General features: G+C 46.9%; 22 protein-coding genes. 10 read left to right on the top strand and 12 right to left on the bottom strand.

The window, feature by feature from the left end:
• Positions 1-69 precede the first annotated feature (69 nt).
• The 4 genes from ercA (at position 70) to BS617_RS12795 (ending at position 6,797) form a co-directional block, all read left to right on the top strand.
• A complete protein-coding gene (ercA, locus tag BS617_RS12810) occupies positions 70-1,233 on the top strand; it encodes an alcohol dehydrogenase-like regulatory protein ErcA (protein WP_075173172.1) in 1,164 nt (387 codons plus the stop codon).
• Positions 1,202-2,962 (top strand): PAS domain-containing hybrid sensor histidine kinase/response regulator, encoded by a 1,761-nt coding sequence (locus tag BS617_RS12805; protein ID WP_249263605.1) that lies wholly within the window; start codon positions 1,202-1,204, stop codon positions 2,960-2,962. The genes ercA and BS617_RS12805 overlap by 32 nt, the downstream gene beginning before the upstream one ends.
• Positions 2,963-3,070: 108 nt before the next feature.
• Positions 3,071-4,216 (top strand): nitric oxide-sensing protein NosP, encoded by a 1,146-nt coding sequence (gene nosP / locus BS617_RS12800; RefSeq protein WP_075173170.1) that lies wholly within the window; start codon positions 3,071-3,073, stop codon positions 4,214-4,216.
• Complete coding sequence (locus BS617_RS12795; protein WP_075173169.1) at positions 4,209-6,797, top strand: NahK/ErcS family hybrid sensor histidine kinase/response regulator; 2,589 nt, start codon at positions 4,209-4,211, stop codon at positions 6,795-6,797. The genes nosP and BS617_RS12795 overlap by 8 nt, the downstream gene beginning before the upstream one ends.
• Positions 6,798-6,827: 30 nt before the next feature.
• Here the strand turns inward: BS617_RS12795 and BS617_RS12790 are convergent, their stop codons facing one another.
• Both BS617_RS12790 and BS617_RS12785 read right to left on the bottom strand, forming a co-directional pair.
• Entirely contained in the window at positions 6,828-7,496 is a 669-nt protein-coding gene (locus BS617_RS12790) for a response regulator (RefSeq protein ID WP_075173168.1), read from the bottom strand.
• A gap of 62 nt (positions 7,497-7,558) precedes the next feature.
• Entirely contained in the window at positions 7,559-8,140 is a 582-nt protein-coding gene (locus tag BS617_RS12785; RefSeq protein ID WP_170870352.1) for a rhodanese-like domain-containing protein, read from the bottom strand.
• Between the two features lie 232 nt (positions 8,141-8,372).
• On the opposite strand from BS617_RS12785, the gene BS617_RS12780 reads away from it, so the two are divergent.
• The 3 genes from BS617_RS12780 to BS617_RS12770 are packed head-to-tail and all read left to right on the top strand — an operon-like array spanning position 8,373 to position 9,648.
• The gene (locus BS617_RS12780) at positions 8,373-8,687 is read left to right on the top strand and encodes an antibiotic biosynthesis monooxygenase family protein (protein WP_075173167.1); all 315 of its coding nucleotides are present in this window, start codon (positions 8,373-8,375) and stop codon (positions 8,685-8,687) included.
• Positions 8,688-8,724: 37 nt separating this feature from the next.
• Positions 8,725-9,432 (top strand): helix-turn-helix transcriptional regulator, encoded by a 708-nt coding sequence (locus BS617_RS12775; RefSeq protein WP_075173166.1) that lies wholly within the window; start codon positions 8,725-8,727, stop codon positions 9,430-9,432.
• A gap of 42 nt (positions 9,433-9,474) precedes the next feature.
• Positions 9,475-9,648 (top strand): oxidoreductase-like domain-containing protein, encoded by a 174-nt coding sequence (locus BS617_RS12770; RefSeq protein ID WP_083610028.1) that lies wholly within the window; start codon positions 9,475-9,477, stop codon positions 9,646-9,648.
• Here the strand turns inward: BS617_RS12770 and BS617_RS12765 are convergent.
• Genes BS617_RS12765 through BS617_RS12750 form a run of 4 tightly spaced genes read right to left on the bottom strand, consistent with a single transcriptional unit; the run spans position 9,645 to position 13,460 of the window.
• Complete coding sequence (locus BS617_RS12765) at positions 9,645-10,472, bottom strand: ABC transporter permease (protein WP_170870351.1); 828 nt, start codon at positions 10,470-10,472, stop codon at positions 9,645-9,647. The genes BS617_RS12770 and BS617_RS12765 overlap by 4 nt on opposite strands.
• Positions 10,469-11,212 (bottom strand): ABC transporter ATP-binding protein, encoded by a 744-nt coding sequence (locus tag BS617_RS12760; protein WP_075173164.1) that lies wholly within the window; start codon positions 11,210-11,212, stop codon positions 10,469-10,471. The genes BS617_RS12765 and BS617_RS12760 overlap by 4 nt, the downstream gene beginning before the upstream one ends.
• Entirely contained in the window at positions 11,209-12,198 is a 990-nt protein-coding gene (locus BS617_RS12755) for a YVTN family beta-propeller repeat protein (protein ID WP_075173163.1), read from the bottom strand. The genes BS617_RS12760 and BS617_RS12755 overlap by 4 nt, the downstream gene beginning before the upstream one ends.
• 38 nt (positions 12,199-12,236) lie before the next feature.
• Positions 12,237-13,460, bottom strand: coding sequence for an ABC transporter substrate-binding protein (locus tag BS617_RS12750; protein ID WP_249263604.1), 1,224 nt, complete (start codon positions 13,458-13,460; stop codon positions 12,237-12,239).
• Positions 13,461-13,641: 181 nt separating this feature from the next.
• Here BS617_RS12750 and BS617_RS12745 point away from each other — a divergent pair, with 181 nt between their 5' ends.
• The 3 genes from BS617_RS12745 to BS617_RS12735 are packed head-to-tail and all read left to right on the top strand — an operon-like array spanning position 13,642 to position 16,059.
• Complete coding sequence (locus BS617_RS12745) at positions 13,642-14,079, top strand: cupredoxin domain-containing protein (protein WP_075173162.1); 438 nt, start codon at positions 13,642-13,644, stop codon at positions 14,077-14,079.
• A gap of 25 nt (positions 14,080-14,104) precedes the next feature.
• The gene (locus BS617_RS12740; RefSeq protein WP_075173161.1) at positions 14,105-15,427 is read left to right on the top strand and encodes a sensor histidine kinase; all 1,323 of its coding nucleotides are present in this window, start codon (positions 14,105-14,107) and stop codon (positions 15,425-15,427) included.
• A complete protein-coding gene (locus BS617_RS12735) occupies positions 15,424-16,059 on the top strand; it encodes a response regulator (protein ID WP_075173160.1) in 636 nt (211 codons plus the stop codon). The genes BS617_RS12740 and BS617_RS12735 overlap by 4 nt, the downstream gene beginning before the upstream one ends.
• Before the next feature lie 13 nt (positions 16,060-16,072).
• On the opposite strand, the gene BS617_RS12730 is transcribed toward BS617_RS12735, so the two are convergent.
• From BS617_RS12730 to BS617_RS12705, 6 genes are all read right to left on the bottom strand, one after another.
• Positions 16,073-16,378, bottom strand: a complete 306-nt coding sequence (locus BS617_RS12730; RefSeq protein WP_075173159.1) for a hypothetical protein — start codon at positions 16,376-16,378, stop codon at positions 16,073-16,075.
• Between the two features lie 83 nt (positions 16,379-16,461).
• On the bottom strand, positions 16,462-16,893 hold the full coding sequence (locus BS617_RS12725; RefSeq protein ID WP_075173158.1) for an MmcQ/YjbR family DNA-binding protein: 432 nt from the start codon (positions 16,891-16,893) through the stop codon (positions 16,462-16,464).
• Positions 16,847-18,292 (bottom strand): amidase, encoded by a 1,446-nt coding sequence (locus BS617_RS12720; RefSeq protein ID WP_075173157.1) that lies wholly within the window; start codon positions 18,290-18,292, stop codon positions 16,847-16,849. The genes BS617_RS12725 and BS617_RS12720 overlap by 47 nt, the downstream gene beginning before the upstream one ends.
• A gap of 11 nt (positions 18,293-18,303) precedes the next feature.
• On the bottom strand, positions 18,304-19,608 hold the full coding sequence (locus BS617_RS12715) for a TRAP transporter large permease (RefSeq protein ID WP_075173156.1): 1,305 nt from the start codon (positions 19,606-19,608) through the stop codon (positions 18,304-18,306).
• Entirely contained in the window at positions 19,608-20,201 is a 594-nt protein-coding gene (locus tag BS617_RS12710) for a TRAP transporter small permease subunit (protein WP_075173155.1), read from the bottom strand. The genes BS617_RS12715 and BS617_RS12710 overlap by 1 nt, the downstream gene beginning before the upstream one ends.
• A 24-nt stretch (positions 20,202-20,225) precedes the next feature.
• Positions 20,226-21,275 (bottom strand): TRAP transporter substrate-binding protein, encoded by a 1,050-nt coding sequence (locus tag BS617_RS12705; protein ID WP_075173154.1) that lies wholly within the window; start codon positions 21,273-21,275, stop codon positions 20,226-20,228.
• Positions 21,276-21,496: the final 221 nt, after the last annotated feature.

Below are 21,496 nucleotides of genomic sequence, written 5' to 3'. Positions count from 1 at the left end.
TAGGTTATGCTCAATATACTTATTATAACTAAAGCAGCGACATAAAGCGGCTGGGTCTAAAAGGCAGTTATGGCTTCTGATATCTCAAACCTACGAAAGTTTGTTTCGCCCGAAATTATTTTTGGTGCCGGAGCTCGTCACACGGTTGCAAATTACGCGTCTACATTTGGTGCGCGCAAAGTGCTTATTGTTTCAGATCCCGGGGTAGTTGCCGCAGGCTGGGTAGCCGATGTTATCGCTAGCTTAGAAGCGCAAGATATCGACTATGCCGTGTTCACAAATGTATCGCCTAATCCACGATGCGAAGAAGTGATGGCCGGTGCAGAGTTTTATATTGAGCAAGGTTGTAACGTTATAGTAGGAGTAGGCGGCGGCAGCCCAATGGATTGTGCTAAGGGAATTGGCATAGTGAGTACCCATGGCCGTCATATACTTGAGTTTGTTGGTGTGGATATGATCGACCGTCCTATTCCGCCGCTTATTTTTGTGCCCACGACGGCCGGTACCTCCGCGGATGTTTCGCAATTTGCGATTATTTCTGATCAGGCCGAGATGATTAAAGTATCTATTGTGAGTAAATCTGTTGTACCGGATGTATCGCTGATAGATCCGGAAACGACAGTCACTGTAGATCCTTTTTTAAGTGCGTGTACAGGGGTTGATGCGCTGGTGCATGCCATCGAGGCATTTGTGTCTACAGGAGCCGGCCCTTTAACCGACATGCATGCATTAGATGCTATTCGCATTATAAATACGCATCTTGTTGATTTAGTGAATAACCCTAAGGATATCTTCCTGAGGGAGCAGATTATGCTGGGCTCTATGAAGGCCGGCTTAGCATTTTCTAATGCCATTCTTGGTGCTGTGCATGCTATGTCGCATAGCTTAGGAGGCTTTTTAGATTTACCGCATGGCTTGTGTAATGCCATGCTGTTAGAACATGTTATTAATTTTAATTACCCCGAAGCAGAAAGCCGTTTTAAGGTGATCGCGCAGACCTTAGGTATTGATGTTCGAGGGCTAACCACTTTGCAAGTGAAGCAGCGCTTGATTCAACACTTAGTCGCACTGAAAGCGAATGTAGGACTCACTCAGAAGTTAGGCATTAATGGGGTTACGCCTTCGGATATCCCCATACTATCGGCTAAGGCGATGACAGATCCGTGTATTTTGACCAACCCAAGAAGATCCAATCAGCGTGATGTCGAAGTGGTCTATGAAGAAGCGTTATGACGAGCACAAACCAGCAACTGTAGAAGAGTTGATGGGGCTGGGAAACCATTCAGCGCGAAAAAACTATTATTCTGAACTATCTCAAAAACTGGATGAGCTTGAAGCTGAGCGTAACCGTTACAAATGGATTTTTGATAACGCGTTACATGGTATTTTTCAGGCGGATATGAAAGGTCGTATCCGTATTGCAAATCCAGCTATGGCCCGTATTTGCGGTTATGCGTCCGACTCAGAGCTGACGCAGCGCGTAGAATTTTTAGGTAATGACCTATTTTTCCAGTCTCTCGATTTTCATATTTTACTAGAACGACTTAAACGAGATGGAAAAGTATTTCGCTACGAGACGCGCTTAGTTCGGGCGGATGGAGAGACTATCTACGTCTCGATGAACGTTCTACTTAAAGAAGAGGTTAGTGATACCACCTTTGAGGCGTTTGTTCAGGATATCACTGAGCGTGTAAATGATCAGATGCGTTTGCGTAAGCTTAATGAAGAGCTTGAAGCGCGCGTTTTAGCGCGAACCGAGGCATTGGAGAGTGTAAATGCTCAGCTAAGGGATGAAATAGCAGAGCGCTCCCTTGTTCAGCATGCGCTGCAAGAGGCGAAAGAACAGGCTGTTGCAGCAAACCAGAGTAAAGATAAGTACTTGGCTGCGGCTAGTCACGACCTATTGCAGCCGATGAATGCGGCGCGTTTGTTGGTATCTACACTGCGTGAGCGGTCCCTGGCAACCGATGACCAGCACTTAGTGGAACGGATTCATGTGGCGCTCGACAGTGCCGAAGAGCTATTAACAGACCTGTTGGATATTTCTAAATTAGACCAAAACGCGGTGCAGGCTGATTGTTGCGATTTTCATATCGCGCAGTTATTCAACACGCTATCTACTGAGTTTCAGGCTGTTGCCGAGCAAAGTAACTTACAGCTGCGGGTGAAAGATAGTGATGTCATGGTTTACAGTGACGCGCGCTTGTTGATGCGTATTTTGCGCAATTTTGTGAGTAATGCACTGCGTTATACCGACACCGGGGGTGTACTTGTAGCCGCACGCAAACGTAGTGGAGAATTGTCGATTGAAGTGTGGGATACCGGCGATGGTATTCCTAGCGACGCAATGAGTGATATTTTTCGTGAATTTAATCAACTATCTCAACATCGAAACGGCGAGCGTAAAGGCGTTGGTTTGGGGTTGGCGATAGTCGAGCGCATTTCGCGGGTTTTAAACCACAAAGTAAGTGTGCAATCTGTGCCAGGTCGAGGATCCGTGTTCCGTGTGTCGGTCCCTTTGAGTGATGCAAAGCCCGCTGCAATGAAAGCTCGCCCAGCGCCAGTGGCGGCTGGGCACTTCTCAGGTGAAGCTGTGCTGGTGGTTGATAATGAGCCTGAAATTCTCATGAGCATGGCAGCCCTGCTAACACAGTGGGGGCTAACGGCATACACAGCGGAAAGTGCACAAGCCGCTATCGAACTGTTAGATGATGAAGGGGTCGTTCCGCGTGCCACTTTATTAGATTTCCACTTGAACGATAACGCGACGGCGCTGGATGCGCTGGCCGACTTAGATGAGTCTTTTGGTCGATTGCCAACCGCTTTGATTACGGCAGAGCGGCATGATCCCGATCTCAAGATACTGCGTTCAGGTGGGGTCCAAGTGCTAAACAAACCGGTAAAACCGGGCAAACTACGCGCACTGTTAGCCCATATGCTAACGGTAAGCACCGCAGGCTAAACGCAACTACGTGATATAACGTTAATAAATGGTTCTCAAGTAGTATTTGAACCTACGTAAGCGCTGCCTAGACTGGAACTATGCATACATTCTGACAGGACAAGTCTTATGCCAACTTCAGCTATAACTGCTTATTCAAATAGCAGCCATATAGTCACTGCTGTCAACGAGTTAAAAGAGCAGCTGTGTAGCCCTAAGCTAGGCTTTGTGCTGTTTTTCTGCTCAGCCGAGTATGACCTCGATAAATTGGCTACAGCACTTAACTATGCCTTTTATGACGTCAATATCGCCGGTTGTACGACAGCAGGGGAAATCACTGCTCAGGGGTATGCGCAAGGCGCAATCAGTGCCATCGGTTTTTACCGCGAGCACTTTTCTGTAGAAGTCGGTTTGGTTGAGGCGATGGAACAATTTTCATTGCCCCAAGCGCAAAACGTAGTTGATAAGCTGATTCGTAAAAGCCGCGAGCGCCAAGTGGCGCCTATTGTGGGCAATAGCTTTGTCCTTACCTTGCTTGATGGCCTATCAGTCCAAGAAGAACATGTCTTAGTGAGCTTAAATGCGGCGTTGGGTAACATTCCTAATTTTGGTGGCTCCGCAGGGGACGATATTCATCTTACCAATACCCATGTGTTCGCCAATGGGTCTTTCCATACAGGCGCTGCTGTTGTCCTACTTTTTAATACGGACTGCGAATTTCAAGTCTTCACAACCCATCATTTAAAGAGCCTGTCTGAAAAGCTGGTGGTGACAGCGGCCGATCGAGATAGTCGCCGAGTCTATGAGTTAAATGCGGAGCCAGCGGCTCAAGAGTATGCGCGGATGATAGGCATCGCGGTTGAAGAGCTTAATCCTGAGGTTTTTGCGCTAAACCCTGTAGCGGTCAAAATAGGAGAAGAGTTCTACGTTCGCTCGATACAAAAAGTAAACGATGACCTCAGTCTTACGTTTTACTGCGCGGTTGAGAACGGAATTGTTTTAACGCGAATGGAGCGGGGAGATATGTTGGCTGACCTGACGCAACAGCTAAGCCGCATAGAAGAAAAAATAGGAGAGCCACAACTAACGATTGGCTGTGATTGCTTTTTAAGGCGCTTAGAAGCCCAGCACATCCCTGGGCGCTACCAAGAAACGTCGGCTCTGCTGAAAAAACATCGAGTGATTGGTTTTAATACATACGGTGAGCATCTGGAGGGTATGCATATCAACCAAACATTCACAGGTGTGGTAATCGGACAAGTAACTGATGACTGATAATGTAACGCCAGAAATGGATCTGCGTTTGCAAATCGCGGTGCTTGAAAAAGAAAACGCCAAGCTGCGTAAAATAAACGGCGCTTTGATTGAGCGTGTTGAATCAAGTAATGCGCAAGGAGCTAACCCTTACGCTGCCTTTGAGCATTCAGTGGTACTTGCTGAGCAGGTTCGTGAGCGTACAGAAGCCTTAAATGAAGCGTTATTTGAACTGAAGACCAGCCATCGGGCTTTAAAACGAGCTAATCGAGATGCTGACCTTGCGAATCAGCATCTGATCGATGCAATAGAAAGCATATCTGATGCCTTTGTATTGTTTGATTCTGAGCGCCGGATTGTCCTTTTTAACAGTAAATTCCAAACAGTTTGGGAAGGAACCGGCGTTTCCATAACCACAGGGACAAGTATCCAAGATATACGACGCCTAGCGAATGAAAGCGGGCTTATTGTAGAAGTAGATGCTGACACCGGTAGTGGAAGTAAGGTGTTTCGTTTGATGTCTGGCCAGTGGGTTCAGATGAGTGAGCGCGAAACATCCGATGGCGGATTGGTTATTTTATACACTGACATCAGTAACTTGAAAGCGGCCGAAACAGAGCGAAGGGAAGAGGCTCTCGCTGAAAAAACGCGGTTATTACAGAATACGGTTGATAATTTGTCGCAGGGCATCGCCTTGATTAATACCAGTGATCAACTTGAAATTTGGAATGATCGTTTTTTAACGCTGACCGGCATTTCACGCTCAGTCGCGGCCTCTTTACCTCCGTTTCGTGCACTGAATTTGAAACACTTTCATATGCCAAAAGACCGCAATGGTGGTTCCAGTAGTGCCGGTGTAATGGAATACGGTGGGCGTATTATTGAAGTTAAAACTCATGCCCTGCCAGACGGCGGTTATGTGAATACCTACACAGACATCACCGAACGCCATCAATATGCTGAAACGCTCAAGGAAAGTGAGCGTTGGATTCGTTTGATTACGGACCATGTACCGGCGTTAATTGCGTATGTTGGTGATGATTTGCAGTATCGTTTTACCAACAAGGTTTACGAGGACTGGTATGGCTGGGAGCAGGGCAGTTTATTAGGGATGACGATAGCGGACGTGCATGGTCAAGCCCACTTTAATGAGTTGGTTCCATACTTACAGCGCGCGCTCTCGGGCGAAAACGTTACCTTTGATATTGCTGAAAAGAACGGTGCGGGTGATCTTCGCTTCTTGTTAAAGTCTTATGTGCCCAATATGGATGCTAACGGTAAGCCCATTGGTATTTTTGTCATGATCCGTGACATCACTGAGCGTCGTAAAGTGGCTATGGAGCTTGAGTCGGCTTACCAGAACTTGGAGCTGCGTGTCCGCGAACGAACGTCAGAATTAACCGAGGTTAATGAGCAATTGCGCTCAGAAATCGAGGAGCGCTCGCAAGTAGAAGCTAGGCTGCGTGAAGCGAAAAAAGATGCCGAACAAGCCAATTTATCAAAAACCAAATTTTTAGCCGCTGTTAGCCATGATTTATTACAACCCTTAAATGCGGCTCGCTTATTTACAGGCGCGCTGTTTGATAAGCCATTGCCAGACGAGACTGAGCCACTAGTCAGTGCCGTATCGAATGCACTCAGTGATGTAGAGTCGCTGCTTGGAACCTTGGTTGATATATCGAAATTAGATGCCGGTGTTGTTAAATCGGACCCTACGACTTTTCGCATCAGTGACTTAATTGAAAATATCGCGAATGAATATCAACAATTTGCTCAAAAAGAAGGCCTGCGACTTAGCTATGTATCTTCTTCAGCGGTCGTACGAACAGATTCCCAGTTGTTAGCGCGGATACTGCGTAACTTTTTATCGAACGCTATCCGTTACACTGAAACAGGGCGCATTATTTTAGGGTGCCGTCGTCGGGCTAACAGTATAGTCATTGAGGTTTGGGATACGGGGCTTGGAATACCCGAAGAAAAGCTGCAAGAAATTTTCCAAGAGTTTCGTCGCTTACGGCCACAGGACCCATCCCGAGACAAGGGCTTAGGTTTGGGGCTTGCTATTGTGGATAAAATATCCCGAGTCTTGGAGCACCCTATCCGAGTGCGCTCGACAGAAGGTAAAGGATCGGTGTTCTCTGTTGAGGTGCCGTTAGGAGAATTGGCGCTCTTTAGTGAAATACAAGGGCCCCGGATGCAAGAAGCCCCCAATGGCTTAAATGGTGCCGATATTTGGGTTATCGATAATGAGCGAGCCATATGCCAAGGCATGCATACCTTGTTATCGGGTTGGGGGTGCAATGTAGTTACGGCTTTATCCCTAGAGGATTTATTGAGCAAGGTAGACCCGCGTCACGACCCTGTGGATATGTTGATAGCCGATTACCATTTAGACGATGATCAGAACGGCGTGGATGCCGCTCGCGGCGTTGCTAAATTAATGGATACGCCGCTTAACGTTCTTATGATTACCGCAAACTACAATAAAGAGTTGAAGCAGGACATCCGAGAGTTAGGATACTTTTTGATGAATAAGCCTGTTAAACCGCTAAAGCTTAAAACAACGCTTTTACACTTGCTTAAAGACAGAAACGCCCAGTAATACTGGGCGTTAAGATCAAGCAAACAGGGACTAGCGTTTTAGATATTCGCTAAAATCAATGTTGCCTGCGGACAGTACCGCTTGGATGCGGTTGTGAACATTAAGCTTGCGCAGGATGGCAGAAACATGAGCTTTGACTGTCGTTTCCGCAATATTGAGATGATAAGCAATTTGCTTATTAGACTCGCCTTTAGACATTCGCTCTAGTACCAATAACTGACGACGTGTTAATGATGACAGCATTTCGGGAGGAATTTGGTTCTCGTCTTTCCTGTGCACACGACGCGTATCGGGTGCATTGGTGCGAATGATGTCAGAGGGTAGGTAAACATTGCCTGCTAAAATCTGTTTTAAGGCTTCGGTCATTTGTTCGCGAGGTGATGACTTAGTAATGAAGCCTACTGCTCCATAGGTGATAGCCTGTAGAACAATTTGCTTATCTTCTTCTGCTGAGACTATAACCACGGGAATGGTGGGTGACTCGTTGCGCAATGTAATGAGTCCGTTTAGTCCGTTCATACCCGGCATGTTGAGATCTAGCAAAATTAAGTCTAGGTCATCTTGCTCTTGTGTGAGCTCTAGAGCCGCTTCGAGTGTTTCTGTTTCCAAAAGCTCGCAATCAGGAAAGCTGGTATGGATAACATTGATGATCGCCTCGCGAAATAAAGGGTGATCATCTGCAATTAGAATCTTATACACGCGTTTCTCCTGTTTATACTTATTATCGTTCAGGTAATGCTGACTGCGGTATGCAGTTCATACTATTCCTGGCCTAGCAATGTTGGGGTAACACTGACCAATGTTTTATCTGCTTCTTCCCAGCCATCAATACCATCACGGTACCAATAGAGCTGAGTATAACCCCAATTTGCTGCGCGTTTAGCAGCGTTCCACGACATCCAGCAATCGGCACGGCAAAAAAGCACAACGGGATTGTTTTTATCTCCCTCAGTTAGCCGTGTTAGATGCTTACGATAATAATCAGTAGTGTCGTTATCCAGCACGCCTTTTCCTACATTGGGTAACCATACGCTGTCTGGCAGACTCAGGTGTGGTGCTGAATAGATAAATATTCCATTGGTAATATCAGCCGGGCGAACATCTATTAACGGTAAGTCAGGTTGTTTGGCGAGCATCCTGAGTAACGTTTGCGTATCTATTACAGTCGCTTGCTCATGAGTGGGAGGTGTAGGACTGCGAAATCGCTTAATCCGGTATCCCGCGTTTGAGAATAACGATGCCTCCGTCAGCTCAACACCTGGCCATTGTGTTGCTGGTGGCTCGGGCGCTGCAAAAACGGTGCAAGACATAAGTAGGCAAAGCCAAATGGCGTTATTTTTCATATTGTTCACCCTTTTGACACAGCTTATTACACCGTGACACTGCACAGGTATGAATCCTTCCATAGGTTCAAAAAACCAATACTAAAGTACTGTTTTTGGGGAAAGTGCCTGTTTTAAGTGACGGTTGATAAGTTTTGACTGCTTTATTAGACAGCAAAGTCTACTGACATTAACTGTCAGTTTATCTGGTTAAGCTGCAGGCTCATTGAATATACACGAAAGGAGAGTTCAAATGACGACCGTCGTAGAAATCGTTAAGTTTACAACACACGCAGATGTTTCTGATGAGCAGGTGCTAGCCAGTTGTGAAAAAGTGGATGCTTTTTTAGCCGCGCAGCCTGGTTTTTTATACCGCTCTTTAGCGAAGGATAATGGGCGAGCATGGGTTGATATTGCCTATTGGGAAAACATGTCGTTGGCTCAGAAAGCCTCATCCGACTTTATGGACAGCGAAGCCGGTAAAGAAATGATAGCGTTGATTGATATGGATACATGCGATATGAATCATCTTGAAACGCGCAATATTTTGGTCGGCTATGATGGCTAGCCTAACGAAAAAACGCGAATAATGGATAGGGGGTAACGTGAATAAAGCGGAGCGCTTGCTGCAAATAGTTAATCTGCTACGCAGTCGTCGTACAGCGATGACTGCAGCTCAGCTGTCGGATCGTTTAGGTGTTTCGCAGCGGACTATCTATCGCGATGTGCAAGCGCTCACGTTGAGCGGTATTTCAGTTGAAGGCGAAGCTGGAGTGGGCTATCAGATCCGCGCAGGCGGTTCTATACCGCCTTTGATGTTTACTCCTGATGAGCTTGAAGCACTAATGCTTGGCGCGCGCATGGTGAAAGCGTGGGGTGGTAGTGAGCTGGGTTCCAGTGTTGATAGTGCGCTGACAAAAATACATGCGGTATTGCCAGATGAGGTTCATCAAACACAAAACTTAAATAGCCCATGGCTTATTGTGCCCGACTTTTATCAGCAAGAAAGCGCGCCTTTCAGCGATGACTTACGTAAGCTGATTAAGGCCTCTTGCAAAGCTAAGCTGAGTTATCAGCGAGCCGATGGGCATTATTCTGAGCGGGTTATTTGGCCGTTAGGTTTAGTTTATTGGGGGCGAACATGGACACTTGTCGCGTGGTGTGAGTTGCGCCAGAGCTATCGTAGTTTTCGGTTAGATAGAATGCATCATCTTGAGCCGCTAGCGCAGCGGTTTGTTTCAACTGGCTCAATTAACTTACAAGGTTTTCTTGCGCAAGTCTGTTCGCCAGAAGATCAATTGGACTCTCTGTAAATCCAGATTACACTGACCTTATTCAAGTGTTAGGTGATGTATATGAACCAAAAACCTACGCCTCCTGGCGAGTATGACTGTTGTGAGAGTGCCTGCGAACCCTGTGTTTGGGATGTGTATTATGAGGAACTGCGTGCTTGGAATGAGGCCGAAAAGCAGCGTAAGTTAGCGGAGGCTGCTAAGGATGAGGAGCCTTCTGACTCACCGTTGCGTTAGCCTCGTCCGCCGCCACTTTGAGGCCTAAAGCCCGTAACCGCGAGTACTGAAAATACCGTAGTGATAGCAAGCGTAGCTGCGAGAGCTTCTACGCTTAGTTTCATATAAAGCGCGTTTCTGACAAGTTCGACGGCGTGAGTGAATGGGTTGAAGGCACAGATCCAATAAAGCCATTCGCTGGATTCGCGCATTTTCCATAATGGGTAAAGCGCTGACGATAAAAAGAACATAGGGAAAATGACAAAGTTCATGACACCAGCAAAGTTCTCTAGCTGTTTGATACGTGATGAAATAAATAACCCGATCGCGCCTAGCATAACGGCAACCAGCAATAAGGCCGGTAGAACAGTCAGGTAACCCATGAGGGGCGGCTCGACATCTACTAGCAGGGCAATCATTAAAAATGCATACACTTGCAATAATGAGACAAGCGCTATGGATAGCAGTTTACTAAGCAGTAAGAACCAGCGAGGTAGGGGGCTCATTAGCAGTACGCGCATGCTGCCCATTTCGCGATCATAGACCATTGAAAGCGAGCTTTGCATGCCATTAAACAGCAATATCATGCAACACAGCCCAGGGGCGATATACACCTCATAGGTGATGTAGGTCTCGTAGGGTTCGATTATAGCGATGCCCAAGGCCGCTCTAAATCCGGCGGCGAAGACCACCAGCCATAACAAAGGGCGAATCAGTGCGCTCAAAAAACGAGTACGTTGCTGAATAAAGCGTAAGTATTCCCGCGTGAGTACACCACAGAAACAGTGCCAATAGGCCGAAGGCGGCAGCGTTTTTAGTGGCATATTATTCGCGGGGGACGTCATAGGGGCGTGGTTCCTTTTTGAGTGAGTTTTTTGAAGGCTGCCGCTAAGCTAGTTTCCCCGCTAAGATCGCATAAATCTTGCCCGTTTCCACTAGAAATGAGTTTCCCTTGATGCAAAAGCAAGACACGGTCGTCGGTCTGCACTTCCTCAATCAAGTGAGTGGCCCATAAAACGGTTAGCTTGCCATCGTTGCATAGCGATCGAACATGCTGGTTTAGCGCAAAGCGAGCTTCGGGGTCGAGTCCGGTTGTGGGTTCATCCAGCAATAAAACATCAGGCGTATGGAGTAAGGCTCGGGCTATTTCAACGCGACGGCGGTGGCCGCCATTGAGCGCTCGTACTTTATCATTGGCGCGGTCTGTTAGTGACATTCTGGCCAATTCTCGCTCAATAGGCGCTTTAGCGACTTTACGCGAAAAGCCATGCAATGATGCGTGGTAAAACAGGTTTTGTGACACCGTTAAATCGAGGTCGAGAGTGCTTTGTTGAAACACGACCCCAATACGTTGCATGACGGCTGTTGGGGCTTTGTTTAAATCGTCACCTTGTATCGTTATAACACCCTGGTCGAGTGAGAAAAGGCGGGTAAGCAGGGAAAATAGTGTGCTTTTCCCCGCGCCGTTCGGCCCTAAAAGTGCGCAGAAACGTGAATCTGGCAGTTCAAAGCTCACATTATCAAGGGCCGCTTTGCTTCCCGCGGCTCCATACCTAAAGCTAACCTGCTCGACGGATACACTCATTTGCTTTTTATCGCTACACCCCAAGGGTATCGCCCAACCTTAATCGTTTTTATGGCTTTCAGTTTGTCTACATCAACAACGGTCACATCCCCGCTGATACCGTTTGTGGTTAGCAGCAGTGATTGGTCAGCATTAAATTCCATATGCCATACGCGACGTCCAACTAAGATATATTCTAGCACTTCAAATGTTTTAGCATCGACTACAGCCACATGGTTAGAAGGGCCTAAAGCGACAAACGCGTAGCGGCCGTCGTCGCTTAAGCGTATACCCACCGGTTGGATTTTGTCTGGGTGTACGCCTTTAATTTCAAACGTAATTTTGTGTGTTATTTGGCGGGTGTCTACATCAATAACGGATACGGTAGCGCCGATTTCAGAGCTTACCCATAATGTTTTACTGTCTAAACTAAACTCAGCGTGGCGAGGGCGCTGGTCAACTAAGGTGTTATCAAATAACTCCATATCACCCGTATGAATCCAGTGGACCATGTTGGTTGTTTCGCTGGTGTTTACCGCAATTTTACCGTCGGGGCTAACTGCCATTCCTTCCGGTTCTACACCCACATCTATTTGGGCTAATACTTCGTTTGTTTCGGTATCTACAACCGTTGCGAGGGCATCATCCTCGTTTGCGATGTAGAGGTGGCGATCATTAGGGTGCAAGGCGAATTGTTCTGGATCTTCGCCTGACGGGAGTTCTTTAATAATGCTGTGAGTGGCTAGATCCATTACTTGGACGGTATCGGAATCGGAGGCGCAAATGTAGAGCTTAGTTTGGTCCTTAGACAAGATGATACCGCGAGGGCGCTCTCCTACCTCTATGGTATCGGTGACCTCGAAGGTATCTAAATCTATAACCGAAATAGTATCGTCTTTTTCATTTGATACATACGCCGTTTCAGCCCACGTTGCAGAGCTACCCAGTAACAGCGCAATGACCAGGGAAGAACTGATAAATTGAGGTGCAGAGAATAAACTAGTCATAGTGGTGTCCTTAAATCGTGAGTACCAAAGATTATCCATTAACGGAAATCAGCGAGTAGGTTGCACTGGCTTTCTGGTTTATCAAACCCTAGGGTGTCCAGCTCTGAAAGTGGGTGTAGAAAACCTTCTTGTGGTGATTGGGAGACAAGAGAGCGAGGATGAACTAAAGGAATGGGCTGCCTTAATTGGCCATTCCAAGCACGGAAGTCCAGCTTACGTCCCTTAAAGCCGGCAAGCTCAAAGGCATCTGATGCTATGTATTGTTTAAGGGTGTGGATGTCTTCGCTATTTGTGCGGGTAGCGGCTTCAGCTATGGTGCGGACTGCTGCCCATGCGGCGTAGTCTTTTTCAGTCATCCAGCGGTCCGAGAGTTTCTCGAATCGGCTCTGTAGTTGGGCGGCTCCCCATTGTTCAACCACGCGGTGCCAAGTAACAGGTGTTAGACCTTGTGTCCCTACAACAGGGCGGGGATACCATGTGTTAAAGAGTACGTATTCGCCAAAATCACCGCGCTCATCGGCTACGACGACGACATCGTACTCTTTAGTTTGCGTGAACAATGGCATCTCTCGTTGGGCGGTGCGCCGTAAATCGGTGTCAAAATCCCATGCTTTTTCTGCCACAATTTTTAAGCCGTACCGTTTAGCTGTGCGTTTAATCGCTTGCGTGTAGGCCTTGTCATCATCGGTTGGCCCGGTGATTAGCAGTAAGTCCGATAGCTGGCGGGCTTTTAACCATTGCCCAAGAGCGTCAGCAAGCATAGCGCGGCTGGGAATCGTATGGAGTGTATTTTTTAAGCAGACCGTTTGGCGCAAATTGTCATCTTTAGCGGCGGCGTTGAATATCAACACATCATCTGGGAGCTGCTGACTCAGTGTGCGAAGGGTGTCGGCGGGAGCGTTTACCACAAATGAGTGGATGCCAGACGTGTATAGCTGTTGAGCGTGCTCAAGAAGAGAACTGCTATCGTCGCTTGTGTAAGCGCTTAGCTCAAAATGCTGTTTTAAAAACTTGCCTGTTGTGTTGCTGTCATTGATGGCTAGTTCTGTGCCTCGTAAACCTGCATCTTCAGGTTCCGGCAATATGTTGGACAGCACAGGGCCGGTATCAACGGTTTGGGCTAGGTAAGCAATGCGCGTTGTGATTTCGGCGTTTGCGTTAGTGCTAGTTACACCGAGTGTGGCTGCACATGTTATTAATGCCAAAATTATCGCTAAACGTTGGCTTTTTTTGGCGCTGCTTGTGTTTGGGTGGCTCATCATGGAGGAGTTACTCGTATGCATCTATTGTAATTTTTATGTGATGACTCCAGCTTAGGTGTGAATGGTTATCAGTTAAATATGTAGAAAGTAGAAAAGGATTAGTACTGAAGTAGCATTTTTAAAATTACGGGTGAGCATAGCATTGAGTCCTAACAATAAATCCAATAAGTAAGGAGCCCATATGTCACTTAAAAAAAACCTAGGATTGGCGATGATTGCTAGTGTACTAACATCGACTGCTATCACGGCTGTAGCAGAAGGTGATTTAACGATTCGTCCTAAAAAGTTGCCTGATTTGGTATTGGGAACTGAAGATAATCGTTATAGCTTGTCCGAAAAGCGCTATGAAATGGTGACGGGTCAATCCTATAAGTTAAAGATTATCTCGAGCGGTCAAACAGAATATGCTCTTGTCGCACCAGAGTTCTTTCCGACCATTTACCTGCGAAAAGTAGAGGCGGGTGATATGGAGATTAAGGCAGTGGCCTTAACGGAGCTTGAGTTTGAGCAAGAAGGTGAAGCGGAAATTTATTTTGTACCTGTAAAGCCGGGTGAGTATGAGTTTTACGCCGAAGGTCTTGAAGAAAAAGGTATGTTGGGCGTGTTTAGTGTTAAATAACAACGCCTCCAATCGTGGCTAGTGTGTGGGTGATGCGGACATGACGGCCGTATGGCTACTCAACTTACTGGTTTCAATTATTTTTATTAGCGTGTTGTTGGTTAGCCTGGCACTGCAAATTCAGCAAGCTAGTAAAGATATCCAGCGTGAGGTGGCTGCCAGTGTCAGCTTTACGCTGCGGATGTTACCTGTGGTTGAACATGACGAGTATCTGTTAGAGCCTTTTCTGAACGGAGAAACTCGTCATGTTCGTCTCACTGTAAATCAGGCATGGTCGCCAACGCATTTGTCTCAATCGGTTAATCATGACGAAGAAGGCCATGTGCCCTCTTGGTTTTTACGCTTTATACCTGCCGTGGATGAGCTTCAGGAGCAGTTTCAGCTACGTTTTTTGCCGGATGGTCGTGAATTACGAATTGAGGCGAACCCATTAGACGAGGCAGAAGAGGTATGGGAAACCACACAGCAAATAGTCTTGTTTTTTATGCTGGCAATCTTGCTTTCTAATGTGGCTATTTGGTGGGGGGTAACTCAGGGGTTAAAGCCCATAGCGCACTTTTTACAAGGATTAAAGGCGATTGAACAAGGACGGTTAGACGCTCGCCTGGAAACTTATCACCTGCCTGAACTTAATCAAGTTGGAGCACATTTTAACAAAATGGCTGAGGCACTAGAAAGCACTCAGCAAAGCAACAGCTTTCTTACGCGGGAGTTAATGACGCTTCAAGAAAAGGAGCGTGCGACGCTCGCACGTGAATTGCATGATGATCTTGGCCAGTATGCAACAGGCATCAAAGCACAGGCATATTTAATCAGTCAAACAGAGCACAATGTTGATCTTGTCAAAGCCACGGCTGATCAAATAATGGCCAATTGCAGTGCGATGCATGAGAGCTTTAGGCGCCTAGTGCAGGATTTGCATCCGGTGATTTTAGACCAGCTCGCCTTGCCTGATGCCGTGAACATCTTGGCTGAAACTTGGCAGCAGCAACATGGTATTCATTGTTATGTCAGTATCCCTAACGAGTTTCCGGTGCTGTCTGATGAGCAAAATAGTCATTTATTTCGCTTCATGCAGGAGGCGCTAAATAACGTTGCGCGCCATGCTGATGCCACGCAAGTTGATATCAGGCTATGTATAGCGGGTGATGAGATCACAGCGTGGGTGGGGGACAATGGCAAAGGGTTGCCCCCTATCTTAAAAAAAGGGTTGGGTCTGCGTTCGATGAAGGAAAGAGCGGCGGCTTTGGGAGGTTTTTTTGAGTATGCCAACCGGCCTTCGCAAGGTGTGTGGTTGGCGGTTACTGTGCCTTTATTAGAAGCGCATCCCGTAGGAGTGAGTAAATGAATATACTGATTGCCGATGATCATGCTGTTGTGCGTCAAGGGACGGTGGCATTGCTGTCGGCCATGGTAAAGCCCACTCAAGTGTGGGAGGCGGGTAATGGCGAGCAGGCATGTAAGCTTTGTTCTGAGCACCAGCCAGAGCTTGTTATAATGGATATTAACTTGCCAGGTATCAGCGGTATTGAGGCCGTTAGACGTATTTTACAGCGTTCGCCTCAAACGCGTATTTTAATGTTTAGTATGTATAGTGAAACCGCGCTGGTTAAGCAGGCTTTGGATGTGGGGGCGCTAGGGTATGTCACTAAAAATAGCCCACCTGACTTGTTGATAGAGGCGGTTAAGCGTGTAGGGCAAGGGCATATGTATGTAGAGCATGAGCTAGCGATGAAGTTGATGACCTTTCGTTCAGAGCAGGCAGCTCATCCGTTTCAAGATATGACTCAGCGAGAGTTTGAAGTGTTTTTGATGCTGGCGAGGGGCCTTAAGGTTAGTACGATTGCAGAAAGGCTGTGCATAAGTAATAAAACCGTTTCTAACTACACGGCTAATTTAAAAAGTAAGTTGGGTATTGGCTCAACGGCAGAGCTGGTGCATTTAGCAATCGAGTCGGGTGTTGTTAAAGTAGGCGGGTGAGTTTACCTCGGGCTCAAATAGGTGCCCCAAATAAGCCCAATGTAATGACTAACGTTATAATACGGCTGATTAACACCATCAAAATAGCGTCAGGCCAAATGTTAACGTCTGAAAATTGCTTGATGATAAAAAAGAGAACAGCAAACGACAGAATCCAGCCAACCCCAGGAATTAGACTCACTGCCGTTGTGGCGGCTGACGCGATAACCGCCTGTTGAAAAGTAAATTCTGCTTTTACTATTTTTGCAGCAATCCACAAAGCGGTACTGTTGAGTAAAAGTCCTAGCACCATGAAAAGCGCGATTAATGTGATATCCATATCATCCTCGGGGAGGTACAGCGCGTCCTCGTATTTAATCCGTTAAAGAGACGCTGTGAATGTTACTGTTGTTTGCCGTAACATTACTTTGGCTCGAGCAAGTTGTAAATAACGGCGCTACCATATCTGGCCTCTAAACCCTGCCTTATGCTCTTTTTTAGTCCTTTCACGACTAAAGAATAAGAGAGGTCGATCATGCGTTGAATCTCCCCTTGAGGCAGCGAGCCATCGAGAACAACGGTGTTCCAGTGCACCTTGTTCATGTGATAACCCGGCTTGACGGCATCAAACACATCACGAAGCATAATGGCCTCTTGAGGGGCGCACTTAAGGTTTATCTGGTACTCACCTTCGCGAAACGACAGTAAAGCGAACATCTTGTCCTGAACTTTAAAGACAGCTGTCTTGTTATCAAATGGGTAGGTTTCTAAGGCTTCTGGTTTGCCAAGTAAGTAGCATTTTATAGGCTCATAAATTACTCGCTGCTGATGCGTTGGGCTGTTGAGTGTTTTCATCGTTTTGCGCTGTCCATAAACCTAAAAGTCGTTCTTGCCAGTTTATGTGTTTTTCAAGTGTGCGGCCAATGGCTAATAGTGATAGCTCGCTTCCCATTGAGCCAATGAGTTGCATCCCGATAGCTTGCCCATTATTGGCTGGTTGTGTTGGCACGTTGAGAGCAGGGCAGCCGCAAGCATTGACCCAGCCCGTAAAGATGGCGTGGCCTCGGGGGCCGACGGCCTCATTATCTATTGTATTGGGAAAGCGCTCTTCGGCTTTCCAAGCAAGCGCCGCAATAGAGGGCATTAAAATGGCATCATATTGCTCAAAAAGTTGGTCAATTTGATTGCGTAGTTGCGCAATTTCATTGAGGCCGTTCCACAGGGTTGTAGAACTAAGAAATGCACCGCTTGTCGCCATTTCTTGATAGGGAGGAGACGCTTGAGAAACCCACACGGGATTCTTTTGGGCTAAAAAGGCCATGCCTTGTTGTCCTATTTGGCTCCACACCGCGTTGAGCGCTGTAAGGTCAATAGGTAAGGTGCCGTACTCAATGATAAGCCCTTGTTCTTCTAGAGTGTTAGCAGCCTGTTCAACTTGCATACATATATTTTTATCCACAGGCGCATTATCCATAGCGGTGACGCACAAAATGGATTTCACCGGAATAAGAGATGGGCGAGGAGTGGCAAGTGATAAGCGGTCGCGAGCATCTGGCCCAGACAATATCTTTAATGCCAGCTCGGCATCATCTATTGTTCGAGTAATGGGGCCGACAACTTCCATGTCTAATAGTAATGATGGAAATCCGTTGCCGCGAGCAATAGTACCTATAGACGGCTTAAGCCCTACTAGGCCGCAATGAGCGGCAGGACGCCGGATTGACCCTCCGCCATCGGTGCATAATGCGATCGGACCTATCCCTGCCGCAATGGATGCCGCTGCGCCGCCGCTTGAGCCGCCGGGGGTTGTGGATAAGTCCCATGGGTTGCGTGTAACGCCGTAAATGGGGTTGCCGGTATAACCTTCCAATGTGAATTCCGGCACATTTGTTTTAGCAAACAAAATGGCTCCGGCTTGTCGTAACCGTGCCACTGGCAGCTCCTCATGATCTGGGATGTAGTGTTTCAGCGCAGGTGTTCCCCAAGTAGAAGTACTGCCTTTTAAGAGTAAATTATCTTTAACGCTAATGGGAACGCCATCAATCTCGCTTAAGGGCTTTGCGTCAATGTAGCGTTGTGTTGACGCTTGGGCAGCGGCTTCTGCATCAGGGGCTAGTGTGACGATAGCGTTGATCAGAGGGTTGATAGCTGCCAGTCGCTGTTTGACGGATAAAAGCGCATCAACCGGCGTCCAGCGCTGTTCCTTGAAGCCTGCAACGAGCGCGGTTGCTGATAATTGCCATAATGGTTGCATCGCATTTTTCCTTATGCAGGCTTCATGAGGTTGGGTAGCCAAGTCACTATTTGAGGAATAGCAATGAGCGCTAGCGTAAAGACAAGCATGAGAGCAACAAACGGAACCGCGCCTTTCATAACATCGGAGATGCTACCGTTGTCAGGACGAATGCCTTGTACAACAAACAAATTCATACCAACGGGTGGTGTTATTAAACCGAGTTCGCACATCATGACGACAAAAATACCAAACCAGACAGGGTCAATACCTAGAGCTTGCGACATAGGGTAGGTGATAGGGATAGTCGCAACTTGCATTGAAAGTACATCCATAAACATCCCTAAAATGAGATAGAAAACGACGAGTGCTAATAGGAAGCCAACAGTGGACAAGCCCAGAGAGGTAACCCAGGCGGACATTGCTTCAGCGACCCCGGTTAAGCTAATGGTGAGGTTAAGAATAAAAGCGGCAGTAATAATTAATAAAATCATCCCAGAAACGCGCGCTGTTTGGATAAAGCACGCTTGTAAAATTGACCAAGTGCATCGTTTCTTTAATGCTGTAAAGAATAAGGCAGCGACCACTCCTAAGGCTGCTGATTCAGTAGCTGTCGCTAATCCAGAATAAATACTGCCCATCACAATCAGAAAAATAACGAGTGGCGGAATGAGATCGACTGAGCTTTTCCAGCGCTCAGCCCAGCTGGCTTTGGTTTCGTGCTTTACGTCGGTTTTATCAAAAATGCTACTCGCGGCAATGAACGCCATAAACAGTAGAGTCAACAGGATGCCAGGGACGACACCGCCGACAAATAGTTGACCTATCGATGTGTTAGTTAATGAGCCATATATAATTAGGTTAACGCTAGGTGGGATTAGTATACCGAGCGCGCCACCGGCGGCTAATGAGCCTAACGATTTGCTCATTTTATAGTTACGCTCATTGAGAGACGGTAAAGCGACTGTGCCGACGGTAGCTGCAGTGGCTACTGAAGAGCCTGATGTGGCAGCAAACAGTGCGCAGGTGCCTATATTGGAATGCAATAGCCCACCGGGAAGTCGGCCTAGCCAGACAGAGAGTGATTTGTACATGCCGTCGGCTATACCGGCTCTTAGCAGCAGCTCGCCTAATAAAACAAAGAGTGGGATAGAAGTGAGGAGTGAGTTGTTTTGCACACCCCAAATAACGGGTGAGATGGAATTCATAAAAGGAGCGCCATACACAGCAACTCCGCCAATAATGCCAACCGCGGCCATGGCCACAGCAATTGGAAGGCCCACTATCATCATGATAAGCATGGCAGCAAAAGCGGTGATTACGTATTCAACGGCCATTAGTTATGCTCCTGCGGTGTAGTGTTGGGTGTCGCTGTGCGTACTTTTAGGCTATCAAGTTCTTCTTCAAGCTCTTGTTTGATGCTTTTAGGTTGGTACATCTCGTTGAGTTCGCTCGTGCGTCCTTTTAATAGTAACCAGCAAGCTTTTAACGCTAGGTATATTGCCGCGATCATGAATATAGCTTGTCCGGCATACCATAGGCTTTGAGGGTAAATAAGCGGGGTTGCCCACGGTGTTTGTGACACCGCATGGTAGTCGAGAGTATCGGCAATAACGCTCCATGCTAAATAACCCATTAAGGCTGCAAAGCTTGCCAAGAGAATGGCCGATAATGTGTTAAGCACAGCTTTTGCTATGGCTGGAAGGCGCTCGTGAATAATGTCTATACGAATATGACTGCGGCCAAATAAAGCCAGCGTAAAGCTGAGTGTGGAGCCGATGGCGAGTGCATAGCCGCCCAGCTCGTAGGAGCCATCAAGCGATATGCCAAATAGCTTTCTTAATAATACTTCAACAGTAATAAATAAGGATAAACCAAGAAACATGACCCCGAAGGTCGTAGCTAATAAAGTCTCGATACGGTTTTGCATAAAAAATCCTCCGGGGCCTTAGGGTTACTCTAATCCAATAATTGGACCAACCGATGCTTTCCAGTTGGCAGAGCAATCATCGCTAGATGCATCACAAATAGCCGCCCAGCCAGGTAATGAAATATTTACAAGAGCATCGTTAACTAACTCAAAGTCTGATGCGGTAGGTTCAACATTTACTAGGTTGAATTTGTTACCCGTTGAGCATTCTCCACCTGAATTACAGCTGATGGCGTCATCGTAAAGTGATTCAGAGTAAGCCCAGATATCCGTGCTTAGCTTGTCGAAAGCAGCTTGCATCTTAGCTTGCTGTGCTTCGCTTAGAGAGTTCCATGCTTTAAGAGAAATGGCATAACCGTTTAACGCAATGCCCATGCCTAGAGGGAGTTGATGCGTAGCCACTTCTGGCCAGCCTGCGGAGTTAGCGGAAGCCGGCCCTGTGATTGCGCAGTCGATCACGCCCATTGAAAGAGACTGATGAACGTCGGGAAAGCTAATAGGTACGGGAGTCGCTCCCATGGATTCTACAAACTTAGCCAGGCTCTGGTCGTATACACGGACTTTGAGTCCTTTGATATCAGAGAAGCTTTTAATAGGCGCGTTACAGAATAAAATTTGAGGGCCAAAAGGCCAGACGGTTAATAGCTTAGTGTTAAAGCGCTTTTGAAGCTGTTTATCTAACACGGGTACATAGGCATCTGCTACTTTACGTGCAGTGGCGTAGTCAGGGTTTAACCCCACGAGATCAAGGCCAAGTAAAGCGGGCTCATCACGGGAGTTGGGAGAAACGCGTAAAGAGACAACATCAAAAAGGCCAGCTTTGAGCATGCGTAATTGCTCAGTATCTTTAATGCCCGTAGTGTCAACCGGTTTGAAGTCAACATCAATGGGTAGACCTGTGCGCTGCGCAAAGTTCTCGAAAAACGGCTTTTCTTGGTTTTGTAAAATAGGACCCGTTGCTAATGGTTGTCCTAATGCTTTCCATTGCATATTGTCGGCGAGGGCTGAAGTGGTCGCGCTAAGAGCAATGCTAGCCGCTAGGATACTTGAGGCCATTGTTTTAAGTGATTTCATAATTCTCTTCCATTTTATTGAAAACAATATTGCGAACAATAATTTTATCTATGCGTAAAATGTGCCAATAATTTAAAAGCTTTTTAATTCGGTAGTTTGCGTGGCTATTGGTGTGTGTGAAGAGTATTTGTGCGACCAATATTGCGTACAATCGCACGAAGTTAATGCGCTCTATCTGTTTTTTGCACAGTGTTAGGGCGCAATATTGTAGATACCGCGTT

The sequence above is a fragment of the Neptunomonas phycophila genome (genome assembly GCF_001922575.1).
Lineage (GTDB): Bacteria > Pseudomonadota > Gammaproteobacteria > Pseudomonadales > Balneatricaceae > Neptunomonas > Neptunomonas phycophila.
The sequence above is the reverse complement of the archived record's forward strand: the minus strand, read 5'-3'. Positions and strand labels throughout refer to the sequence as shown.